15 protein-coding genes are annotated in these 20,550 nt (G+C 57.0%); 1 reads left to right on the top strand and 14 read right to left on the bottom strand.

Annotated features, from left to right (window positions below):
• Window positions 1-32 precede the first annotated feature (32 nt).
• From CHB79_RS17465 to CHB79_RS17445, 5 genes are all read right to left on the bottom strand, one after another.
• Window positions 33-218 carry a hypothetical protein gene (locus CHB79_RS17465; RefSeq protein ID WP_010485921.1) on the bottom strand — a complete coding sequence of 62 codons (186 nt, stop codon included), beginning with the start codon at window positions 216-218 and terminating at the stop codon, window positions 33-35.
• The gene (locus CHB79_RS17460) at window positions 215-1,345 is read right to left on the bottom strand and encodes a PepSY-associated TM helix domain-containing protein (RefSeq protein ID WP_089360836.1); all 1,131 of its coding nucleotides are present in this window, start codon (window positions 1,343-1,345) and stop codon (window positions 215-217) included. The genes CHB79_RS17465 and CHB79_RS17460 overlap by 4 nt, the downstream gene beginning before the upstream one ends.
• A 48-nt stretch (window positions 1,346-1,393) precedes the next feature.
• Window positions 1,394-3,796, bottom strand: a complete 2,403-nt coding sequence (locus tag CHB79_RS17455; protein ID WP_089360835.1) for a TonB-dependent receptor — start codon at window positions 3,794-3,796, stop codon at window positions 1,394-1,396.
• A gap of 97 nt (window positions 3,797-3,893) precedes the next feature.
• Window positions 3,894-4,865: a FecR domain-containing protein gene (locus tag CHB79_RS17450; protein ID WP_089360834.1), complete on the bottom strand. Its 972-nt coding sequence runs from the start codon at window positions 4,863-4,865 to the stop codon at window positions 3,894-3,896.
• Window positions 4,862-5,341, bottom strand: a complete 480-nt coding sequence (locus CHB79_RS17445; protein WP_425439611.1) for a sigma-70 family RNA polymerase sigma factor — start codon at window positions 5,339-5,341, stop codon at window positions 4,862-4,864. Before CHB79_RS17445 ends, CHB79_RS17450 begins: the two co-directional genes overlap by 4 nt.
• 275 nt (window positions 5,342-5,616) lie before the next feature.
• On the opposite strand from CHB79_RS17445, the gene trhP reads away from it, so the two are divergent.
• The gene (gene trhP, locus CHB79_RS17440) at window positions 5,617-7,035 is read left to right on the top strand and encodes a prephenate-dependent tRNA uridine(34) hydroxylase TrhP (RefSeq protein WP_089360832.1); all 1,419 of its coding nucleotides are present in this window, start codon (window positions 5,617-5,619) and stop codon (window positions 7,033-7,035) included.
• Here the strand turns inward: trhP and CHB79_RS17435 are convergent.
• From CHB79_RS17435 to CHB79_RS17395, 9 genes are all read right to left on the bottom strand, one after another.
• On the bottom strand, window positions 6,995-7,702 hold the full coding sequence (locus CHB79_RS17435) for a 3'-5' exonuclease (protein WP_089360831.1): 708 nt from the start codon (window positions 7,700-7,702) through the stop codon (window positions 6,995-6,997). The genes trhP and CHB79_RS17435 overlap by 41 nt on opposite strands.
• Window positions 7,699-9,627 (bottom strand): putative nucleotidyltransferase substrate binding domain-containing protein, encoded by a 1,929-nt coding sequence (locus CHB79_RS17430; RefSeq protein ID WP_089360830.1) that lies wholly within the window; start codon window positions 9,625-9,627, stop codon window positions 7,699-7,701. Before CHB79_RS17430 ends, CHB79_RS17435 begins: the two co-directional genes overlap by 4 nt.
• Window positions 9,628-9,762: 135 nt before the next feature.
• Window positions 9,763-10,248 carry a poly-beta-1,6-N-acetyl-D-glucosamine biosynthesis protein PgaD gene (pgaD, locus tag CHB79_RS17425; protein WP_089360829.1) on the bottom strand — a complete coding sequence of 162 codons (486 nt, stop codon included), beginning with the start codon at window positions 10,246-10,248 and terminating at the stop codon, window positions 9,763-9,765.
• A complete protein-coding gene (gene pgaC, locus CHB79_RS17420) occupies window positions 10,245-11,585 on the bottom strand; it encodes a poly-beta-1,6-N-acetyl-D-glucosamine synthase (RefSeq protein WP_089360828.1) in 1,341 nt (446 codons plus the stop codon). The genes pgaD and pgaC overlap by 4 nt, the downstream gene beginning before the upstream one ends.
• On the bottom strand, window positions 11,582-13,588 hold the full coding sequence (gene pgaB, locus CHB79_RS17415) for a poly-beta-1,6-N-acetyl-D-glucosamine N-deacetylase PgaB (protein WP_089360827.1): 2,007 nt from the start codon (window positions 13,586-13,588) through the stop codon (window positions 11,582-11,584). The genes pgaC and pgaB overlap by 4 nt, the downstream gene beginning before the upstream one ends.
• An 11-nt stretch (window positions 13,589-13,599) precedes the next feature.
• On the bottom strand, window positions 13,600-15,996 hold the full coding sequence (pgaA, locus tag CHB79_RS17410; RefSeq protein ID WP_281254633.1) for a poly-beta-1,6 N-acetyl-D-glucosamine export porin PgaA: 2,397 nt from the start codon (window positions 15,994-15,996) through the stop codon (window positions 13,600-13,602).
• A 609-nt stretch (window positions 15,997-16,605) separates the two neighbouring features.
• Window positions 16,606-17,574 carry a hypothetical protein gene (locus CHB79_RS17405; RefSeq protein WP_089360825.1) on the bottom strand — a complete coding sequence of 323 codons (969 nt, stop codon included), beginning with the start codon at window positions 17,572-17,574 and terminating at the stop codon, window positions 16,606-16,608.
• A 117-nt stretch (window positions 17,575-17,691) separates the two neighbouring features.
• A complete protein-coding gene (locus CHB79_RS17400) occupies window positions 17,692-18,474 on the bottom strand; it encodes an OmpA family protein (protein WP_089360824.1) in 783 nt (260 codons plus the stop codon).
• 65 nt (window positions 18,475-18,539) lie between these two features.
• A partial coding sequence (locus CHB79_RS17395; protein ID WP_089360823.1) for a YadA family autotransporter adhesin occupies window positions 18,540-20,550 on the bottom strand: 2,011 nt, incomplete at its 5' end.

Raw genomic sequence — 20,550 nt, 5'->3', positions numbered from 1 at the left:
AAGTATTGGCGACAGCTGGGGCTGGCCGATGCCTATCGGGTTGTCGGTTTGCGCGGACGGAACAGCAATGGCCAGCAGCCTAGCAGCGCCGGGATGCCCAATCCGAGCCAGGCAACCCAGTCCCACATGCCATCCCCGAGCAGGGCGCAGAACAAACCGAGCAGGCTGAGCAAGCCAATGACCAATGGCAGGGCGAAGGTTGATTGCTTCCAGCTCATGCATTGGCCTCCTTGCTATTTGACCGAGCAGCAGCGCCGTAGCGCCGTACCCACCACAAATACAAGCCGCTGATCAGTACGATAATGGTCAGCACATCAAGCACCGCCCATAGAATCTGCATGGGACGTCCGCCGTAATCACCAAAGTGCAGCGGTTGCGACATCGACAATGCGTCCATGTACCACGGCCGCTCAGCGACTGCGGTCACTTCAAGGGTGCGTGCATCAATCAACACGGGTGTCCACAGGTGCGCAGTGAGGTGCGTTGCCCCCTTCATAAACACGCTGTAATGATGCTCGCTGGAGAAGCGAGTACCGGGAAAGGCGATGAAATCCGGTTTCATGCCCGGTGTGGCTTGTTGGGCGATATCTATCAAGTTATTGGCGGATGCGCGCTCGGTCAGCGGCGGCGCGTCACGATAAGGCTCGACCAAGGCGCTCAACGCATCATTGCGCCAGGCACTGATCAATATATCGGCGCAAGCGCTGATCACGCCTGTGGTGCCGACCACAATGGCCCAGGTCAGGGTCACTATCCCAATCAGGTTGTGCAAGTCGAGCCAGCGGGTGCGGGCGGACTTTTGATGACGCACAGTGGCGAAATCGAGCCGGCGCATAAACGGTGCGTACAGCACTGCGCCGGAAACGCAGGCGACGACAAACAACAGGCCCATGAAAGCCAATAACAGCTTGCCGGGCAAACCGGCAAACATGTCCACATGCAGACGCAGGATAAACATCAGTACGCCGCCATTGGCCGCAGGCATCGCGACCGCTTCGCCGGTGCGGGCGTCGAGCATAAAGGTGTGCGAGGAATTGGGTTCGGTGCCCGCCGTGGCTGCGGTAATGGCGATCACACCATTGCTGTCATCTTCGTCGTAGCCAATGTACTGGATTACTTCGCCGGGGCGGCTGCTTTCTGCTTTATCCACAAGCTGTTGCAAGCTGAGCCGAGGCGTGTCCACGGGCATCTGGCGCAATTCGGGCGCCTCGCCGAGCAAATGCTCCAGCTCATGGTGAAAAGTCAACGGCAGGCCAGTAAGGGCCAGCATCAGCAGAAAGAGTGTGCAGATCAGGCTGGTCCAGGTGTGTATTTGTGACCAGCGTTTAATGGTGTTGCTGCGCATGACGGGGTCCATCAAAATGAGCGGCCAGTGGCCTGGCCGCTACTCGACTTAGAATTCGAGTTGAGCCGAGAAGGTCAAGGTGCGGGGCGCGCCAAGGTAATAGCTGCTCAACCAGTATTCCTTGTCTGCCAGGTTACTGACATTGGCACGCAGGGTCAGGTTGCTGTCGTTGGACACTGCCGTGCGATAACGCATACCTGCATCGAAGGTTGTCACCGAGGGCAAGCTGTGATTGTTGGCTTCGTCGGTGTAGATCTTGCCTGTGTAGTAGGCGCCTCCAGTCAAGGCTACGCCCGGCAGGGCACTGAGCTCGTATTCGTTGTAGAGCTTGGCGAACTGGCTGGCGACGTTGGTCGGTTTCTGGCCTTCGCTGGCGGCATTGCTTGAGTCTTTGACCTTTGGATCAAGCAGGGTCAAGCCACCGACCACTGTCCACTGCGGAATAACCTTGCCGGTTATACCGAATTCAACCCCACGGTTTTCCTGCTGGCCGTCGTCACTGTAAATACCCTGGCTATTGGTGTAGCTGTTGGGTTTCTCGATATTGAACAAGGCCATGGTCAGCAGGGTTTCGCCTACGGTCGCCTTGACTCCCAGCTCGTATTGCTCACTGACTTGTGGGGCCAATGCCTGGCCAGCGTTGAGTGCCGTGTTGGGCGCAATTCCACCTGCCTCCAGGCCTTCGATGTAGCTGGCATAGGTAGTCAGCCAAGGCAGGGGCTTGTAGATCAGCGAGATATTGGGCGTGGTTTCGCTTTCTTTGTAGGTGGTGGCTGTTTCGTCATAGCCAAAAGGGCCAGCAAAAACGAAGTCGTTGCTGTAGGTCTCGATGGTGCTGTGGGTCAAGCCAAGAATGGTCGACCACTGCTCATTGAAGGTGATGATGTCACCAATCAGCCAGTTGTCAGCCTGGGTACGGCTGGACAGGCGTTGGTCGCCATGGCCGACGCTGTAGCTGGGCTTGTCGACCTGTGGTTGCTGGTTGAATGGCAGGTCTGGAGTCACCGAGACGTACTGTGGGCCAGGGTATGGAATGTAGTCTTCGTAGTTGCGCTCACGGGACACATTGCCCTGATAACCCATGGTTACTTTGTGGCCAATGCTGCCGGTGTTAAATACCGAGTCGAGGTACAGGTAGCCCGAGGTTTCTTCGGTTTCAACCGGGGCAAAGGCATACAGCGGCTGGCTGTAGACATTGGCACTGTAGACCGTTGGGCCGGTGTAGGTGTATTCGTTCTCATACTGGGTGTAACCCAGGGCGCCACGCACGGTGAAGGTGTCGTTTAGCCGCCAGTTAAATCGGCTGCCAATGCGGTCGTGCTCGCTGTCGGAGAACGCCCAGCGCTGGCTGTAGAGTTTGTCATTGTCCAGTTTGTCGGCATCGGGACGCAGGGCTTGGTCGCCAAAGTACCAGTAGCTGGTCAGGCCGCGGGTTTCGCTTTTCTTGTGCGAGGCGTCAAACTGGATCAGCAGGTCGTCGCTGACATTCCAGTCAAGTGCCAGGGAAACCATCTCACGACGGTCTTTTTGCATATCTATCGCCGTCTCGCCGTCTTGGGCCAAGACATTCAGGCGATATGCAAACACTCCGGCTTCATCGATGGTGCCACCGAAATCGCCGTGCAGGTAATAGTTTTCGCCGCCAGCGTTGCCGAGGGTGACGCTGTTGTAGCGCTGGTAAGTCGGGCGCTTGAGTACGTAGTTGACCAAACCGCCAGGGCTGGCTGGGCCATAGAGGAAACCGCTGAGGCCGGTGAGGATTTCCAGCTGTTCCATTTCCTCGACAAAGTTGCCGCTGTCATAGCCGTTGCTGAAACGCAGGCCGTCGCTGGCCAGGCTCAAGTTACCCGAGCTACTGAAGCCACGCATGCTTACAGAGCTGGCATAACCTGCCGAGTTTGGCGAGGTGAACTGCGTCGATGGGTTGAGTTTGTAGACGTCATCCATCGAAGTGGCCTGGATATTTTCCAACAGGTCGCTGCTGATCACGTTGATCGAGTAAGGCGCGTCACGCAAAGGTAGGCCACCGAGCGCACCAACGTTTTGCACGGACTCACTGCGGTAGCCATCGGCTTCGCTGCCCGTGGTCAACTGGGTGCCAATGACCGTTGCGTCGGGCAGTGCCGCGGCGGATAGATCGCCTGAAACTGCTTTGAGGCTGTAACTGCCGGCGCTGTTGCGCTCAAGCTGCAAACCACTGCCTTGCAAGGCCGCTTCAAGTGCCTGGGTTGCCTCGTATTCACCCTGTACCGGTTGCGACATTTTGTTTGCCGTCAGCTTGGGGTCGATGCTCAGGGCGATTCCGGCTTGGGCAGCAATGTTGTTGAGTGTGCTGGCCAGCGGTGCTGCGGGCAGTTGGTAGGTCTCAGCCTTGGCAACTGTTGCGGCGCTGCTCAAGGTGATCGCAGCCAGCAGCAGGCTTGGGCGAAAACGTGCGTTGAATATTGGCATTGTGAACTGCTCTCAAAGGGTAATATGTCTCATTACCTTAATTGCCGAAGCAGAATCGAAAAGTGTCAGGGCCTGAGTGAAATATTTTTCCAGGGCCTTATTCAGCCGTTGCTGGCATTGGTTCGGCAGGCACTACGCGTACCCACCATTTACTGTGTTGTTCGAGGCGAACCGGCAAGCTCGGCAGCAGGGTCGCAAGTGCAAGGTCGCTGTTGTTCAACGGGAAGCTGCCGCTGATGCGCAGGTCGGCAACCTGTGGGTCTACGCTCAAATAGCCGCTGCGATATTGGGCGAGGGTTGCCACCAGGTCGGCCAGGCGCTGGTTCTCAACCACCAGCATGCCGTGAACCCAGGCATCCGCAGCCATGGGCGCAGGACTGGGCTGGCTCAGGCCCTGCTCGGTGATCAGTACTTGCTGGCCGGCACTGATGACGCGCCGATCCGGTCCTTTTGCCGGCTCTGCAGCGACCGCCGACTTGAGCACGACCAAGCGCGTGGTTTGGTTCGACTCACGCACCAGAAAACGCGTACCGAGCGCTTGCAGGCGACCTTGCTCGGTCTCGACAATAAAGGGGCGGGTATCGCCATGGGCGGTTTCCACCAGGATCTCACCGCTGTGCAGTACCAGGCGGCGCTCCCTGGCATTGAACTCGATATCGACCGAGGTGCGACTGTTGAGGCGCAGCATGCTGTTGTCGTCCAGCTGAACTTGCAGCTGTTCACCGCTTGCCGTTACCTGGTCCGCAAGCCAGTCGCGCAATGGGCGCTGATGATTGGCCCAGCCAGCACTCAACACCGCGAGCAGCGCAACACTGAGCAGCGACTTCTTGAGCGTGCCGGTTTTGGCCGATGGCTTGTCTTTGATCAGTGCCGCCCGCACCAGTGGTGAGGCATCACGGCTGATATCCTGCTCTATCAGTTCCAGGCGTTCCCAGGCCTGGGCATGTTCAGGCGCCGCGTTTAGCCATGCTTGAAACGCCCGGTGTTGAGCCGGGTCGTGATCTTCCGAACTGAGCTTGAGGCGCCAGTGGATTGCTCTATCGAGTATGGCGCGGCTGATGTCATTCATTGCGGCGCGCCGTAGCGAGCGATGTAGCATTGGCGCAGGGCCTGGGCCAGGTATTGGCGTACCCGCGAAACCGAGACGCCCAGTTTCTCGGCGATTTCCATATGTTTGAGGCCGTCGATCTGGCTATACAGAAACGCCGCACGGGCGTTGGCTGACAGCTCGCCAAGCAACTGGTCGATCCGAAGCAGGGCCTGGAGCGCTATCTGTTGTTGTTCCGGATCTGGCTGCAAGGGTTCTGGCAACTGGGCCAGTTCCGCCAGGTACGCCTGTTCGAGGCGGTTGCGCCGGTGCTGATCGATCAGCAGGCCTTTGGCGATGGTGGTCAGCAACGCGCGCGGCTCGTTAGGTGCGAGCAGCTCTGAGCGCCCGAGCAGGCGCACAAAAGTGTCTTGGCTGATGTCTTCAGCGCGTTGGCTGCAGTTGAGGCTTTTGCGTAACCAGCCGAATAACCAATCCCGGTGGTCACGATAAAGCATGCCCACCTGCTGATGGTTAATGGAGTTTGCCGAAGTCACGCGAACTGCTCTGTTATCTAAATAGAAAATACATCGAGAACTATTCGCATATATTCGCAGGAATGCAGTGTCGACCGCAATCTACTCCAGCAAATGCTGGATCAGTGGTCGTGCGCTGGCTGCAAATGCTGGCTGACGAATGAAGCTGGCATCACCCTGTCCATAGATTCAGATCAATAAGTCCTGGCTGGGTATGCCTTAACCTCAAGCTTTCGCCTTTTGTTGTGTGCCATTCCATGACCTTACCCCGCAAAACCGAGTTGCTCTCACCTGCCGGCAGCCTGAAAAACATGCGTTATGCCTTCGCTTATGGCGCCGATGCCGTGTATGCAGGGCAGCCGCGTTATAGCTTGCGTGTGCGCAATAACGAGTTCGACCACCAGCACCTGGCGCTGGGCATCAACGAGGCGCATGCGCTGGGCAAGCAGTTTTATGTGGTGGTAAATATTGCTGCCCATAACGCCAAGCTGAAGACCTTTATCAAGGACTTGAAGCCTGTGGTCGAGATGGGCCCGGATGCCTTGATCATGTCAGATCCGGGGCTGATTATGCTGGTGCGGGAGGCCTTTCCACAGATGCCTGTACACCTGTCGGTCCAGGCCAATGCGGTTAACTGGGCCAGTGTCAGGTTCTGGCAGCAAATGGGCTTGAGCCGGGTGATCCTGTCACGCGAGTTGTCGCTGGAGGAAATCGCCGAAATTCGGCAACAGGTCCCGGATATGGAGCTTGAGGTTTTTGTCCATGGCGCATTGTGCATGGCGTATTCAGGGCGTTGCCTGCTCTCTGGCTACATGAACAAGCGAGATCCCAACCAAGGCGCCTGCACCAATGCCTGCCGCTGGGAATACAAGGCGCAGGAGGGTCGTGAGAACGAACTGGGCAATATTGTCGCGTCCACAAAGCAGGGCTGCACCGATTGCACAGGCGCTGAACAGGCAGAGCCAACCCTTGGACAGGGTGCGCCAACCGACAAGGTTTTTGTACTGGAGCAAAGCACTCGGCCGGGCGAGGCCATGCCAGCGTTTGAGGACGAGCACGGCACCTACATCATGAACTCAAAGGATCTGCGCGCGATCCAGCACGTCGCTCAATTGGTAAGCATGGGCGTGCACTCACTGAAAATTGAAGGACGGACCAAGTCGCACTTCTATTGCGCCCGCACTGCCCAAGCCTATCGCCGGGCGATTGATGATGCCGTGGCGGGCAAGCCGTTTTCCATGGAGCTGATGGATACCCTGGAGTCGCTGGCCAACCGTGGCTACACCGAAGGGTTTTTACGCCGGCATGTGCATGACCAGTACCAGAATTATGAGCGTGGCTCGTCTGTTTCGGAACAACAGCAATTTGTGGGTGAGTTCACCGGCAAGCGCATTTCAGGCAGGGCGGAGGTTCAGGTGAAGAATCGCTTTGCTGTCGGCGACGGACTTGAGTTGATGACGCCCAAGGGCAACCTGCGGTTCACCCTGACCGAACTCTATGGGAATTGTGGACAAGACCTGCTCGTTGCGCCCGGAGACGGCCATGTCGTTTACCTGGCCGTGCCGGATGACCTTGAACTCGATTACGCCTTGTTACTGCGTGACCTGGACGCTGTTGTCGCCGCTCCAAACCAAGTCAAAGCGAGTGCCTACCCGGTCGGCGAAGCCACAGGTTAAGCCGTTGTTGCAGCGCTAGCAGGCTGTCGAGCTTTTGCTGGCGCGCCTTGCAGAGCAGGATCAGGCTCAGCTCGGCTGTGGCCAGTGCATCGGCGCTGGCGTTGTGACGCTGCTGCACCTGCAAGCCAAAATGCTGGGTCCAGCTATCCAGCCCAGCGTGTTCCAGCGCGGCATCCGGACATAACATCGGAGCGAGTTGGGCAACGTCGAAAAAATCGTGTTGCAGGCGATAGCCCAGGCTTTGCTTGAGTGCCCGGCTGAGCATGCGTTGGTCGAAGGCGGCATGAAACGCCAACAGTGGGCTGCTGCCGACAAATGTCATGAAGTCCAATAACGCCTCGGCCGGTTCGGTTCCGGCGGCGATCATGCTGGGCGCAAGGCCGTGGATCAGTACGCTGGCGCTGACTTTATGGTTTTCGCACGACAGGGTGCATTCGAAGTGCTGGGCAAGGTCGACGGCGCCGTTTTCGATGACCACCGCACCAATCGCCAGCAATTGGTCGCGCTTGACATTCAGGCCACTGGTTTCCACATCCACGACCACCATGCGCTGCTGGTCGAGTATGGCTGTGTCGAGCGCTGCGGGTGCCGCCAACTGCTCCAGTCGATGTTGTTGTTCGCCGCTTAACTGTGTTGGGCGGCCGGTAAGCCAGTTCAGTGCATTCATAGTTGATAACGTAGCGCCAGGCTGGACTGCAGGCGTTTGGCCTGACGAAATGATTCACGCAGGATACGCCGGTCAAGATGGTTGAGCCTGTCTGGATCAATCCGGTTGGAGTATTCCAGCCCTTGTTTGGCTTGTTGTTGATGATGTTGCATACGGGTTTGCTGAATGAAGTGATAGGCCTCCTCATAAGCGGCGCCATCCTGGGCATCAATCACGCCTTTGTCGATCAGGCCCTGCAAGCGCTCAAGGGTGTTACTGCTTTCGATTCCGTTGGCCAGCGCCAACAGGCGAGCACCGTCCACAAAGGGTGTCAGGCCCTGAACCTTGAGGTCGAGGGTGTCTTTTTCCACGCCTTTGCGCGCCACTACGAAGTCTCTAAATCGCCCGACCGGTGGGCGTTGGCGCAGGGCGTTCTCGGCAAGCATGCGCTGGCTCAGGGTGTTCTTGGCAAACTTATCCAGCAACTCGGTGCGTAACTGCGCGCAGCCTTGCGGTTCGCCCCAGACCACCCGCAGATCAAAGTAGATGCAGGAGCCAAGCAGGTTCTCGGGGGTGGCATTGGAAATAAAGTCGTCGAAGCGTTGCGACCACTCCTGTTGCGACAAACACAATTCGGGGTTGCCCGCCATGATGTTGCCTTTGCACAAGGTGAAGCCGCATTGGGCAAGGTGCAGGTTGATTGCATGGGCCAAGGGTAGCAGTCGCTCGCGCTTGGCGGCTGCGTCAGCGGTGTTTTCAGCCGCAAACATGATGCCGTTGTCCTGGTCGGTCAGCAGCGTTTGTTCGCGTCGACCCTCGCTGCCAAAACATAGCCAGGTAAATGCGAAGCCAGGATCACCGAGTTCCTCGATGGTCAGTTCAATCACCCGGCATACCGTGTGATCGTTGAGTTGGGTGATCAGTTGGGTGATCTGTGTGGAGCTGGCGCCATGTGCCAGCATTCGGTCAACCAACTGTTGGATGTTGCTGCGCAAATTGATCAGGGTTTCCAGCTTGCTTGCATTGCGGATGCTGCGCGCCAGGTAGACCAGGTCAACCCGCTGCAACGAGAACAGGTCGCGCTCAGAAACCACGCCACTGAGCTGGCCATGTTCGACTACGCAGACGTGGGCGATATTGCGCTCGGTCATGGCAATGGCGGCATCGAAGGTGCTGGCGCTGGCGGGCAGGCGAAAGGGCTTGGCGGTCATTAATTGTTCGATGGGCAACTCGAGTGAACTGCCATCGGCAATGACCCGGCGCAAGTCACGCAGGGTAAATATGCCCAGCGGTTGCAGGCGTTGGCTGACAATCACGATGCTGCCGACATGTTGCTCATGCATTATTTTGACGGCTTCGCGCACAGTCGTATCCGGCGCGCAGCTGACCGGTTTGCGCATCAGCCGCTCACTCAGCTTGCTGTCCAGCGAGTACTGCGAGCCAAGGCTTTCGGTTGCGCGTAGCTGTACCTGTTGATTGACCTGGTCGAGCAGGCTACTGACGCCACGCAAGGCGAAATCGCGCAAGGGAGCGGAAAGCTCAAACAGCTTGATGAATATCGCCTTGCGCAATAACAGGCAAAAACTGTCCTGGGCGGCGATATGTTCGGTTCGCGTAGCGCGTTCGCCGATCAGCGCGGAAAGAGGAAAGCACTCACCTGTGGTGATCTCAAAGGTGGTTTCGCCGTTCGCTTTTGCCGCATGGGGGCGGGCGCCACGGATAAGCCCTTGCTTGACGATATAAAAGTAATCGACCGGGCCGTCGCTGGGCTTGAGTATGCTCTCGCCCTGGCTATAGAAGCGCAGTTGGCAGTGTTCAACCAGATAGACCAGGTGGGTCAAGTCCATTTGGTTGAAAGGTGGGAATTTTTGCAGGAATTCAACGGTGCCGTGGATGTTCTGCGACACCGCGGTTTTACCTGCACGTTCGAACTCGTTCTCAGCCATGCCAGCGTTCCTGTTTTGACCATGGTGCTTTGCTTGCTGCAATGCGCCCATTCGACGTAAGTCTAGTCGTTGCAGGTATTGCGCCCGGTTTCGGTGCTGGTAGAGCCAGGCTGTCGATGGCTGCAGGGCTGGGGGTTATACCGCTGTGCGTGACTTGGGCCTGTTGATGCTGAGGACCTTGGGTTGCTGTAATCCAGGAGTTTCGATCCAAGCCAGGTCGCCATGTTCAGTGTTGTGCAAGATAAGCACCTGGATGCTGCGCAAGGTATCGATATCGTCGCTGGAGACCGAGAAGCTTTTCGACAGGCCCCGGTCGCACAGGTTAGGGCTGTACTCGCGGCGTGAGCGACGCGGTGCGCGCAGTTGATTGTACTTGGCCCATGTGATCAGTATTGCGCCAAGCAATGCGCCTTCGAGCAGGTAGAACGAGATTTGCTCGATCAGCGGCATGAACGATTGGACAAACAAATTCTGGTATTGCTCGGGGTTGGCAATCACCTGTTTGATAAAGGGCACCGCGCCGTTGGTCGTGAGGTAGATAAAGCCTGCCCATGCAGCCAGGGTCAGCAGGGTGTCGATGCTTTTCGGCAGCCAGTTTTGTTCAGTTCTGATGATGCTCATGGTTCACTCCGTTTGATGCCACGATCAGGGCTGGTCCAGCGTGCTCGTTTTCCTCGAGCGCTAATCATTACTTTCGGGAAGCTCACCAACGTCGTGAAAAACGTCAGTAGCCAGAAGGCCAGGGGGTACCAGACTGTCCAGAACAGGGCTTGGCCCAGGCCTTTTTCATACTTGCGCTCAATCAACAGGCTGAGTCCGAATTGTGCGAGGCAGACTGACGCGAGCAGTACGCCGGTAAATCCGGGCGGCAACATATCGTTGACACGGTAGTTAGGCGCTACCTCGAAAAACTGGCCGATAAGCCACAGCACCAGTGACAGTGCCAGCGCAAATGCCCAGGTCGCCGACATGGCGAACTCCAGTAGCAATGGCCACATATAGCGATAGCGCCAGGACCAGATGGTGCGTATGTTTTTCAACAGGACTTCGGCGCCGCCCTGCGCCCAGCGCTTGCGTTGTTTCCAGAGCCCGGCCAGGGTTTCAGGCATCAGGATCCAGCACAAGGCACGCGGCTCATAGAAGATCGTCCAACTGTCGAGTTGAAGTTTCCAGCTGACGTCGATGTCTTCGGTGATCATGTCCGGGCTCCAGTAGTCAATGCGGTCCAACGCACTGCGGCGAAAACTCGCGACCACCCCCGAAATTGTAAATACACGGCCGTAGACCCTTTGCGCGCGCTTGATCAAGCCGATAATCGAAGAGAATTCACCCACCTGAATACGCCCCACCAGGGTTGAGCGTGTACGAATCCTCGGGTTGCCGGTGACGGCGCCGACACGAGGGTTTTCGATCAATGGCTTGACCAGAAATGCTGCAGTGTCACGGCTCAGCAGTGCATCACCATCAATGCAGACCAGGTATTCGCTGTTAGCGGCAAGCGCGCCCATGCGCAGGGCCACGGCCTTGCCCTGGTTCTGCGCCAGGTGGAGCACACGCAAGCGTGGTTCGCGCGCTGCAATTTGATCGAGGACCTCGCCGGTGTTGTCCTTTGAGCCATCGTTTACCGCTATGACTTCGATATTCGGGTAGCGTTGGCTCAGGGCAGCACGAATGGTCTCATGGGCATTATCGCCCTCGTCATAGCAGGGGATGATGATTGAAATTAACGGTTCGCCATCCAGGGCAGGGGCTGGGTTGTCGCCATCATGCGACCATTTCCAATGGCGCTCCCAGTGAAGCCAGAAGTACAGCCCACCGACAATCCAAAGCATCGACATCAGCAATGGGTAGATAAAGATAAAATTCAGCATCACTGCACTGCTGATGCCTTCAGCCAAGCCAAATGGGAGGCCAATAACGATGGCCAGGACTATTAGTGCTATCAGTCGGTCTATCATGGTTGCGGCGTCCAGGCGTTGGAGAATGCCGGGCGAATCCCTTCCAGCGCCGGCTCGTTGCGGACGAAATTGTCTGGGTAATAGCCGTAGTTGACGACGCCTTGCCATTGCAGGCGCTGCATCCATTGGGCAAGTTGCCCGGCATCGATTGCCGGTGCGTTGGGCTTGCTCCAGTCCCGGGCCTGCAACTCGAAAACTGTGCGTTTCAGCGCGCCTGGACGCTTGCCAATAATGGCCACCATTTTTTCCAGCCAGGCGTTGGAGTCCTCCAGCTTGACCCCTTCCATCAGCGGCATCGCCATTGGCGCCGTCCAGTCATAGCTGGCGAGGAAGTTGTCGAGGTTTTGCGCGAACCAGGTTTCACTCTCAGGGTTCATGATGGGTTCTGCGTAGATGTTGCGGGCAGTCTGTACCTGCGGGCCGCGAATGGCTTTTACTTTATCTGCCAGTTCAAGGGTGAAGTCAGTCAGGTACGCAGTCTTGAACACCGTCCATTTCTGCAGGGTTGCGCTGTTGCCTCGCAGTTGGGATATGTCACCCGGCAAACCTGCTTTGCGGTATGCGGCCAAGGCGTCCGGGCCGGCGTCCTCGAAGTCGGATAGCAGCGCATCATCATGGAAGAGCACACCATTGAAATTGCTGTAGCGGGCAAGGTCCTGGTAGAGCTTGGTGATTTGCTTGCGCACTTCGGTATTGAAGGGCGAAAGCCGCTGGTATTGCTTGGGGTCAACCGATAGGTTGCCAGTTTCAGGGTCCCAGCGTTGTACGCGAGGCAGTTTTTTATCCAGGTCGAAGCTCAACACCGGCATCCACGCGTAGACCTGCACATGAGCGCGGGTCTGCAACTGCCATGAGGCACGGTTGAACAGGTCGGCGCGCATTGGCAGGACGCTATTGGGAAAGTAGGTTTCGCTGACGGTGCCATCACCTTTGGGGTCGGCATATGCTTGCAGGAAGACCGTGTTGATTCCCAGGTCATAGATGCGTTGGACCAAGCTGCCAATGTTCTTGTCCATCTGCTGCGGGTCAGGGTCGTAGACGTAGTCGAGGTCTACATGGGCAACGCGCATCGAACTGGTTTCACGAATGTTCACGATGGCAGAGGCAAACTGGTCGATTTCAGGGTCACCACTGACCAAGTGACGAGGCCCTTCCTTGATGCTAGAGATGCGGCTCATGCCATCATCCAGGGTGAGCGCGATGCTGTAGCCGTTCTCGGCCGCAATGCTCAGAACTTCGCCGTTTTGCTGACCGTATGGCCATACCCAAACCCGTGGTTTGCGGCCGGTCGCTTGCTGTATTTTTGTGCTGATCCGGGCAATATCATTGCTCCAGCGTGCCTTGGCTTCGGCATCCGTCTCATAGCGCTTTTGTACAGGGTCGTAGTGACGGTTGGCTGCCGATGGCTCCAGGTTGCCCTGCGGGTTTGCCAAGGCCCCGGTGTGCATGTTGTCGGTGTGTGCCGCAATCTCGATCAGGGAATTGTTGGCCATGCGCTTGATTTGATCCCAGGTCGCGAACTTCTTGCGTTCGGTGGGCATGCCGGCGAAGTCGACAGGGCTGTTCTGGGGCGTGCTGACCCAGGCGCCCACAGGGGCATAAACGGCTGGCCAGTTGTAAGCTTCGAGCAGGGGCAGCACGCGGTCATGGAAACTGCTGTAGCCGTCATCGAAGGTCAGCAAGATCGCTTTTTCAGGCAGCGGTTTTTTGCTTATTCGCGCTGCCAGGACCTGGTCGACTGAAACCGCTTGGTAACCGCTGTCATGCAACCAGTTAAGCTGGGCGATCAGGTTGGCCGTGCGCACCGACACATAGTTCTGGTCTGCTTCCTGGTCTTCAATATCGTGATAGCAAATAGCCAAGACCTGACCTTCTGGCCAGGGGGCTTCGCTAGCGGGCAAGGCGCGGGCAAGTGGTGGCACAAAGGGCGGCCCTTCAGAGGCGCAGGCCGTGAGGAGTGTGAGGCTCAATGCCCAAAAGATGACTTTATAAAGAAAGCGCATGGCGGTACTCATCAAAAACGGTACGAAAGGTCGAACACAAGCCGGTATTCAGTCTCGCGTTCACCGTCGTAGGGGCGACTAAGTGCAGAGACGGTTGCACCGAAGTTGAGCTGGTCATCCAGGCTTACGCGTTGGCCGTAGCTGATAAAGCCAATGGGGTCGGTGCCATAATCGCGCTGGTTGTAGCTGCCCAGGCCGAACTGAGCCTGTTGGCTCCAGGTCCGCTCGTAGCGTTCATACAGCGAGTGCGAAAGGCGTAAGCCAGGCATGAAGCTAAAGTCATTGTCAGGGCTGAAGTACGGGCCTTCGCCGGGTTGGCTGTTATGGCTCGCACTGATATCAAGCAGGGCGTCGGCAATCAGCTTGGGCGATGTATAAACTCGCTCCTGACCTGAAATAGAGCCGCTTATGCGGTTGTTGCCATCATCAAAGCGCTGAGGCGAAAGCGATACGCGCCACATGCGGCTCTCGTTCTGGCGCCACATCAGGTAACCCGAGAAGCTGTCGGAGGTGACGTCGCTGTTTAGCGCGCGCAGGGGTGTTTCGCGAGACAGCCAGTCCATCGACCAGCCATATTGCCAGTAGTCGTTGAGGTCATGGCTGGCGCTGAGCCGCAAGCCCTGTTTGTTGCCATGGCCGTAATTCTGATTGTTAATCTCAGCTTCAACACTGTGATTGCGGCTGCGCCACTCGACACCTGCACGCTGGTAACGGTTGCGGCCCTTGCCTTCCTGGAACTCACCCTGGCTGTAACCAAGGCCGCCAAATACCCGCCAGTTGTAGTCAATCGGTGAGCTGTACAGGACGGTATCGATTCCAAAGTCACCAGTGCCTGTGGCTGTGTTGTCGGGGCTGACACCACCATTACTGGAAATCCTCAACTCCGCCATATTGTGTAGTTGGCGGGCGCGATCAAGACGTTGCGCGGCGAGCCCCTGCGGGTTGCGCGTAATCACATCGTCTGCATACAACTCAAACTGTCGCCACTCTTGAAGCGCTTGGGCTGTATAGCCTTGACTAAGCTCGACATCGAGAGAGCGCGGCGAGATATTCTCCGCTTCCTTCAGCTCTGTTTCGGAGCGACGCGGCCAGCCACGCGCGGAGTAGATGTCAGCACGAAGGGTTCGGAGTTCTGTATTGCCTGGTGCGCTGTTGGCCAGGTCTTGGGCTTTTGCTTCAGCGCCAGCCAAGTCGTTACTCGATTGAGTCGCATTGACCTCCATGACCTTGCCGGACAACCAGTCGGGATTATTCTTCCCGCCGGGTAAGCCTTTTTGATAGAGCCGCTTCGGCTGCTCGGCAATTATGGGGATAAGCTGGGCGGCTTCAGCATCTTGCTGGCTTTCTTCAAGGGCGTAATACAGCGCTTGCAAGTCAGACAGGTGGGCGGGGGATTTTCTATCGCCTGCGTCCACTATCTGCCGGTATAAAGTTGCAGCCTTCTCGGGTTGGCGCAGATAGAGTTGAGCACCTGCAACCCAGCGCAATGCATAGTTCGGCAGCTGCACGCCCTGGGCGTTGAAGTACGCATATTCATCCAGCACCTGTTGCATATAGCTGCGGCTGTAAAGTGCGCCAATACGGTCAATTCGCAGTGCCTTTGCATCCTCTTTCGCCTGGGCAATGGGCGCCCAGGCAGCCAGCAGTTTGCCAGCTTCGGACAGGGCTTTGTCAGCCAGCTTGAAACGCTCGTTTTCTTTGGCTGTTGGCAGATCAGACATGCGCACGTAGTCCGCCACTCTTGATCTTTGCAAGGTGCGTAACTCATGGTCATTGATCAGGCCTGGCGTTTGTTCGGCAAGCTTGAGCGCTTTGGAGTTCAGGCCCGCACGCTGCAGAGCCAAGAGGTATTCGCGTTTTACGCTGTTGTTTTTAGGCGCCAATCTGCGAGCTTCGGCCATTTCCTGCAGTGCGCTATATGGCTGCTGGTTGCGCGTGTAGGCATAAGCGAGGGCCAAGCGACGTTCTACATTTTTGGGTTGTTTGGCCACCAGGGATTGTGCCTGGCGTGCTGCTTCAGCTTGTTTGCCTGAGTCGGCCAGGGTCATGACCCGACCGACAAGAGCACCGTTGTCGGACGGTCTTAGTTGCAGTACCTGAGTGTAAGTGGCCAGTGCCTGCGGCCATTGCTGCAAATTGCGATACGCCCGGGCAACAGTGGCTAATACATCTGCGTTGGGCTTTAGAAAGGTGCGGCTGTCTTCATACTGGCTGACAACTTCCTTATCCAGTCCGGCCCAGCCAGCGATGAGTATGTGGTCGCTGGCATATAGCTGTGAGCGCTGGGTCTTATTGGCATCACGCAGGAAGTTGAGTGCGGGCGTAAAGTCGCCATCACGCGCACCAATCACAAGTTGGTCATAGCCTGAAGTTTGTGCTGCTACTGTGCTCGAACACGCCAACGCCATGCAGAGGCAGAGAGGGTGAGCAGTGAACACAAGGGCATGAGCCTTTCTGCGCAAACGCAGCAAGGGTGAATTAGGATTTACTATCACGTTAGCCATCTTTTAAATGGGCGAGCGGCCTGTGAGTTAAAAACCATTGGCAGGCGTTGCTCAGGGAGCCCGTACGATGGCATTGGCTGCAATTGCCCACTTATGGTCGCGGCCGAATACTGATGCCAGGTTTAACCAGTCTGAGTTGGTTTGTACGGTTCTGTTGTTGCTGAGCATTGAATAGCCGGGGTTAGGCCGGTATTGAATCCTCAGCTCAAGAGGGAAGTGCTTGTGAGTCACAAACATTTCGCTATAGGTCGATTATTTCAGCGCGGCCCCGGTTGAAGGGGAATAGGAAAGAATTTTTCAGATTTGCTGGCCCCATGGCAAAGAGGGGCGAGCGGAAATATCCAATGCCAAGCGCCTGCGCAAACTAAAACACCCTGCGAAGCCAGCGCCTCGCAGGGTGTCATGGTGACGGCTTCACTAACCGTCTAGTCGCAGCTTGCTGTCCAAAGACTATCTGCGTTGTTGGCTTGCCTGATCACCCACGCTTTTTGGGGGGGCAATGTTGCCGTGGATTTATTTTTTTCCGGGGGCTAGCAAGGCGTTGACCGAAGCATCGAAATAAGCCACCTGCAACGGGTAGTCCCGGCCCAGCAACTTGCCTTGGCCATACCAGGTGATGCCATTTTGCTTAAGTGTCAAGCCACCCGCACCGAACTCGAATAAAGAGCCTGTCGAAGCACTAAAGGCAAATTGTTCAGCGTCCGCTCGCAGCAGGTTATAGCGTGTTCCGGCAGCGGGCAGTTGCTGCTTGACGCGCTTTAAATAAACCGGGGCAAGTTTGGCGAACAGCTGGGTGGTCAACCGATGGTATTGATCAATCGATAATCCAGGTCGGCGTTGCAATTCACTGGCAATCAAGGCGAATACATCCGCATTTGCCCGCGCAACTGCCAGCTTGATTGGCAATGTCATGGCCAGGCTTTTCTGGTCAATGCGCAGCTCTGTCTTGGTCTTTGGCTGGGCCGCAACTTTCGGTTTATCCGCCTCGTCCTTTTTGCTGTCCTTTTTGTTGTCTTTTTTACTGTCCTGCTTGGCAGGTGCCGTGGAGGCTTCAGGTTTTACCTGGCTCCAGACCATAAACTCCTTGGCGTCTACTGGTGAAAGTACGCCTGCTGCAAGGTAAGCCGCACAAGCGGTGCTCTGTGCTGCGTTATCGCCATTGACCAGCAATGACAAGGGATTGCCTTGCTTGGGTACAGTGCCTGGCTCGACCTTGTGCTGCTGAAGAAATGCATTCACCTTATCTTGGCTGAGGTCACCGCGGGCCAAACCACAGATTTGCGTCATCACGTCGGATTCGTTCTGTTTGTTCAGATTAGGTTTTAGCGAAAATACCCCTTCTTGAATGATGGGCAGAGCTGGAATGCTCAGCCAATTACGTTGAGTGGAAGCGGCTTGTGCAACGGGTGTGTTGGCTTGATTGCAACCTGTTAGCCCCAGCAACCCAACCAAGGTGACTGCAGTAAGAGAACGAAACGCCATGGCGCGACCTCACAATATTGGATGATTTCCCAGGCTCAGCGCTGAGCGCAACCAGCCTGATCCGTAGGGAATGGTTGTTGGTGGAGCAGGGCGGCATTGAGCTGCCCTGAATCCGGTTTAGATGAAGTGAATCGTGATGCTTGTGCGCCGGTTGGGAGCCAGGCACTCAATGACTTGAGCAGACTTTGCACCAGGGCAGTTCACTAAAGGTTCACTGGCTCCGCGACCCTCTGCGCTGATGAGTGATTGCGGAATGCCCTTTTCAAGCAAGTAATTGCGAACTGCAACAGCACGGGCGGTCGACAGTGCATCATTGTCTGCACGGCTGCCAATACGATCGGTATAGCCAACCACTTCAATTCGATCTACTTGCGTCAGGTCAATATCATTGGCCAACTGATCCAGGCTTGCGCGGCCCTGTGCGCTCAGGGTTGCACTTGCAAAACCGAAGGCTGCATCGGCGGACAGGTCCACATTCTTCACAACTGGTGCTTGCGGTGCGGGTGTCATGCAGTCGGAAGGGGAGAAAAAGAACGACTGCGCCAGCACGTCCTTGTCAAACAACACCTTGTACTGACACACCTTGTCAGGCCCCTCGGGCTGGCGGAACTTGAAGATATAGTCCCATTCGCGTACCCCAATGATGCCTTCATTGAACTGCGGATGACCGATCAAGGCCATGATCTGCTTCTTGGTCATGCCGGCGCGAATGCTGGCCAGGTTATCCTGATTGACGTAGTAGCCCTCGGGCATGCTGGCATCGCTCATCTCGGGAAAAACCGGCTGGTCGGTCTTGCCTGCATCATCGACATTGCTGATGGTGCCGCAAGCAGATAACGCGGCGAGCGCGGTGGCAGCCAGTGCCAGTCGGAAACCGCTGTGGATAAATTGCTTATACATCTTGAATACCTCTAAACCTTTGCAAAGAGGAGCCCGGTCGAAACCGGGCTCGCTGCCCTAGTTGCTTACCACTGGTAACCAACACCCACTGACACACCGAACTCGCCTTGTGAATCAGCGGTGCCCGCCAGTTTGCTTACCCACTTGCCGTTATCCGAGATGGTCGAAACACCAATCGCCAGAGAGCTTTGACCGCGGTAGTTACCAACACCGGCCGAGACCATGCTGGCGCCTGGAGAATATGGCTGTGGCAATGCAGCTGCAGCCATGGCACCGGCGATACCCGCGCTCAGCGTGTCGTCCTGATCCTTCAGGTCATGTCTGAGTGCGTTGTAGGTGTTGTCGATCCGGTTGTTGATATCGCCAGTCGATTGCTTGAGTTGCGACACGTTGACCGCGTCGGTATCAGCTGTACCAGCTGCCACATTGGTGATCTGCCGCTCATTACCCGCAGAACCTACCGAGACACTGTTGTCGCGGCTGGCAACCGAGTTGCTACCCAGGGCGACCGAGTTGCTGGTGGTCGCTCTAGCGTTATTACCGATCGCCACGCTGCTGGCAGCGGCAGCCTGTGCACCGTCACCCATGGCGACAGCAGACTTACCAGAAGCCGAAGCGTTGGTACCGGCTGCAATGGCGTTGTTGCCTGTCGCGCCATCGTTGTTGTAGTTGGCCGACTGTTTGCCACCGTCATTGACGCTGTAGTAATGGGTCTTGCTGGCTTCGATCTCATCACTGGTGGCCGCACCGGCCGCCTTGAGCTGAGCTACGTTGACCGCATCGCTGTCTTCGCTACCGGCGGCGACACCGGTGATCTGACGGAATTGGCCGTTGGCAGCATCACCCACGCTCACTGCACCTTGAGTGCTGGTGGTCGCGGCAATTGCAGCTTGCTGAGTATCGCTGGCACCGTCAGGAACATAACCTGCCGCACCTGCCTCACGGTCAGCCACTGAGCCACCGCCCAACGCTACACCGCCTTCGGCATTGGCATGGGCGCCATTACCAACGGCCACGCTGTTGCCTGCATTGGCCTGCGATTCATTACCCATGGCCACCGCAGCTTCGCCTGTGGCGGTTGCAGCAACACCTGCAGCCATGGCGTTAGTGCCAGTTGCGCCGGTGTTGTCGTAGTTGGCCCCTTGGGTGCCGTTGTCGTTGACGCTGTAGTAATGAACCGCGCCAGCCGCAGCAGCAGCGGATACCGCTTTCAACTGAGCCACGTTAACCGCGTCGCTGTCTGCGGTACCGGCAGCCACGCCAGTGATCTGGCGGAAGATGCCAGCATCGGCGTCACCAATACTGAATGCACCTTGGGTGCTGGTGGTCGCATTGATCGCAGCGCGCTGGCCATCGCTTGCGCCGGCAGGCACATAGCTTGCCAACCCGGCTGCACGGTTTGAAACCGAGCTGCTACCCAGGGCAATACCGCCTTCAACGCTTGCGCTGGCATTGACACCTGCCGCCAAGGCGTTGATGCCGGTGGCGCCGTCGTTGTCGTAGTTGCCACCCTGCACGCCGTTGTCGTTGACGCTGTAGTAATGGGTCTTGGCTGCATTAACCTCATCGCTGGCTGCTGCTGCAACTGCCTTGAGCTGAGCCACGTTGGTTGCATCGCTGTCTTCGGTACCTGCCGCCACACCAGTGATCTGACGGAACTGGCCGGTGGCAACATCGCCCACGCTGAGTGCGCCCAAGGTACTGGTTGTAGCGGTGATGGCAGCCATATGGGCAGCATCTGCGCTGCTTGGCGTATAGCCCGCGATACCGCCAGCGGTGTTGGCAACCGAGTTGCTGCCCAGGGCAATACCGTCGTCGACGCTGGCAGAAGCATTGACACCCGCTGCCAAGGCGTTGATGCCGGTGGCACCGTCGTTGTCGTAGTTAGCACCCTGCACGCCGTTGTCGTTGACGCTGTAGTAGTGGGTCTTGGCTGCATCGATTTCATCGCTTGCGGTATCCGCCACAGCAGTCAACTGCGCAACGTTTACCGCATCGCTGTCTTCGGTACCTGCCGCGACGCCAGTGATCTGGCGGAACTGACCAGTGGTGGCGTCACCCACGCTGACCGCACCC

It is taken from the genome of Pseudomonas segetis (assembly GCF_900188155.1).
In the GTDB taxonomy this organism is placed as follows: Bacteria; Pseudomonadota; Gammaproteobacteria; order Pseudomonadales; family Pseudomonadaceae; genus Aquipseudomonas; species Aquipseudomonas segetis.
The sequence above is the reverse complement of the archived record's forward strand: the minus strand, read 5'-3'. Positions and strand labels throughout refer to the sequence as shown.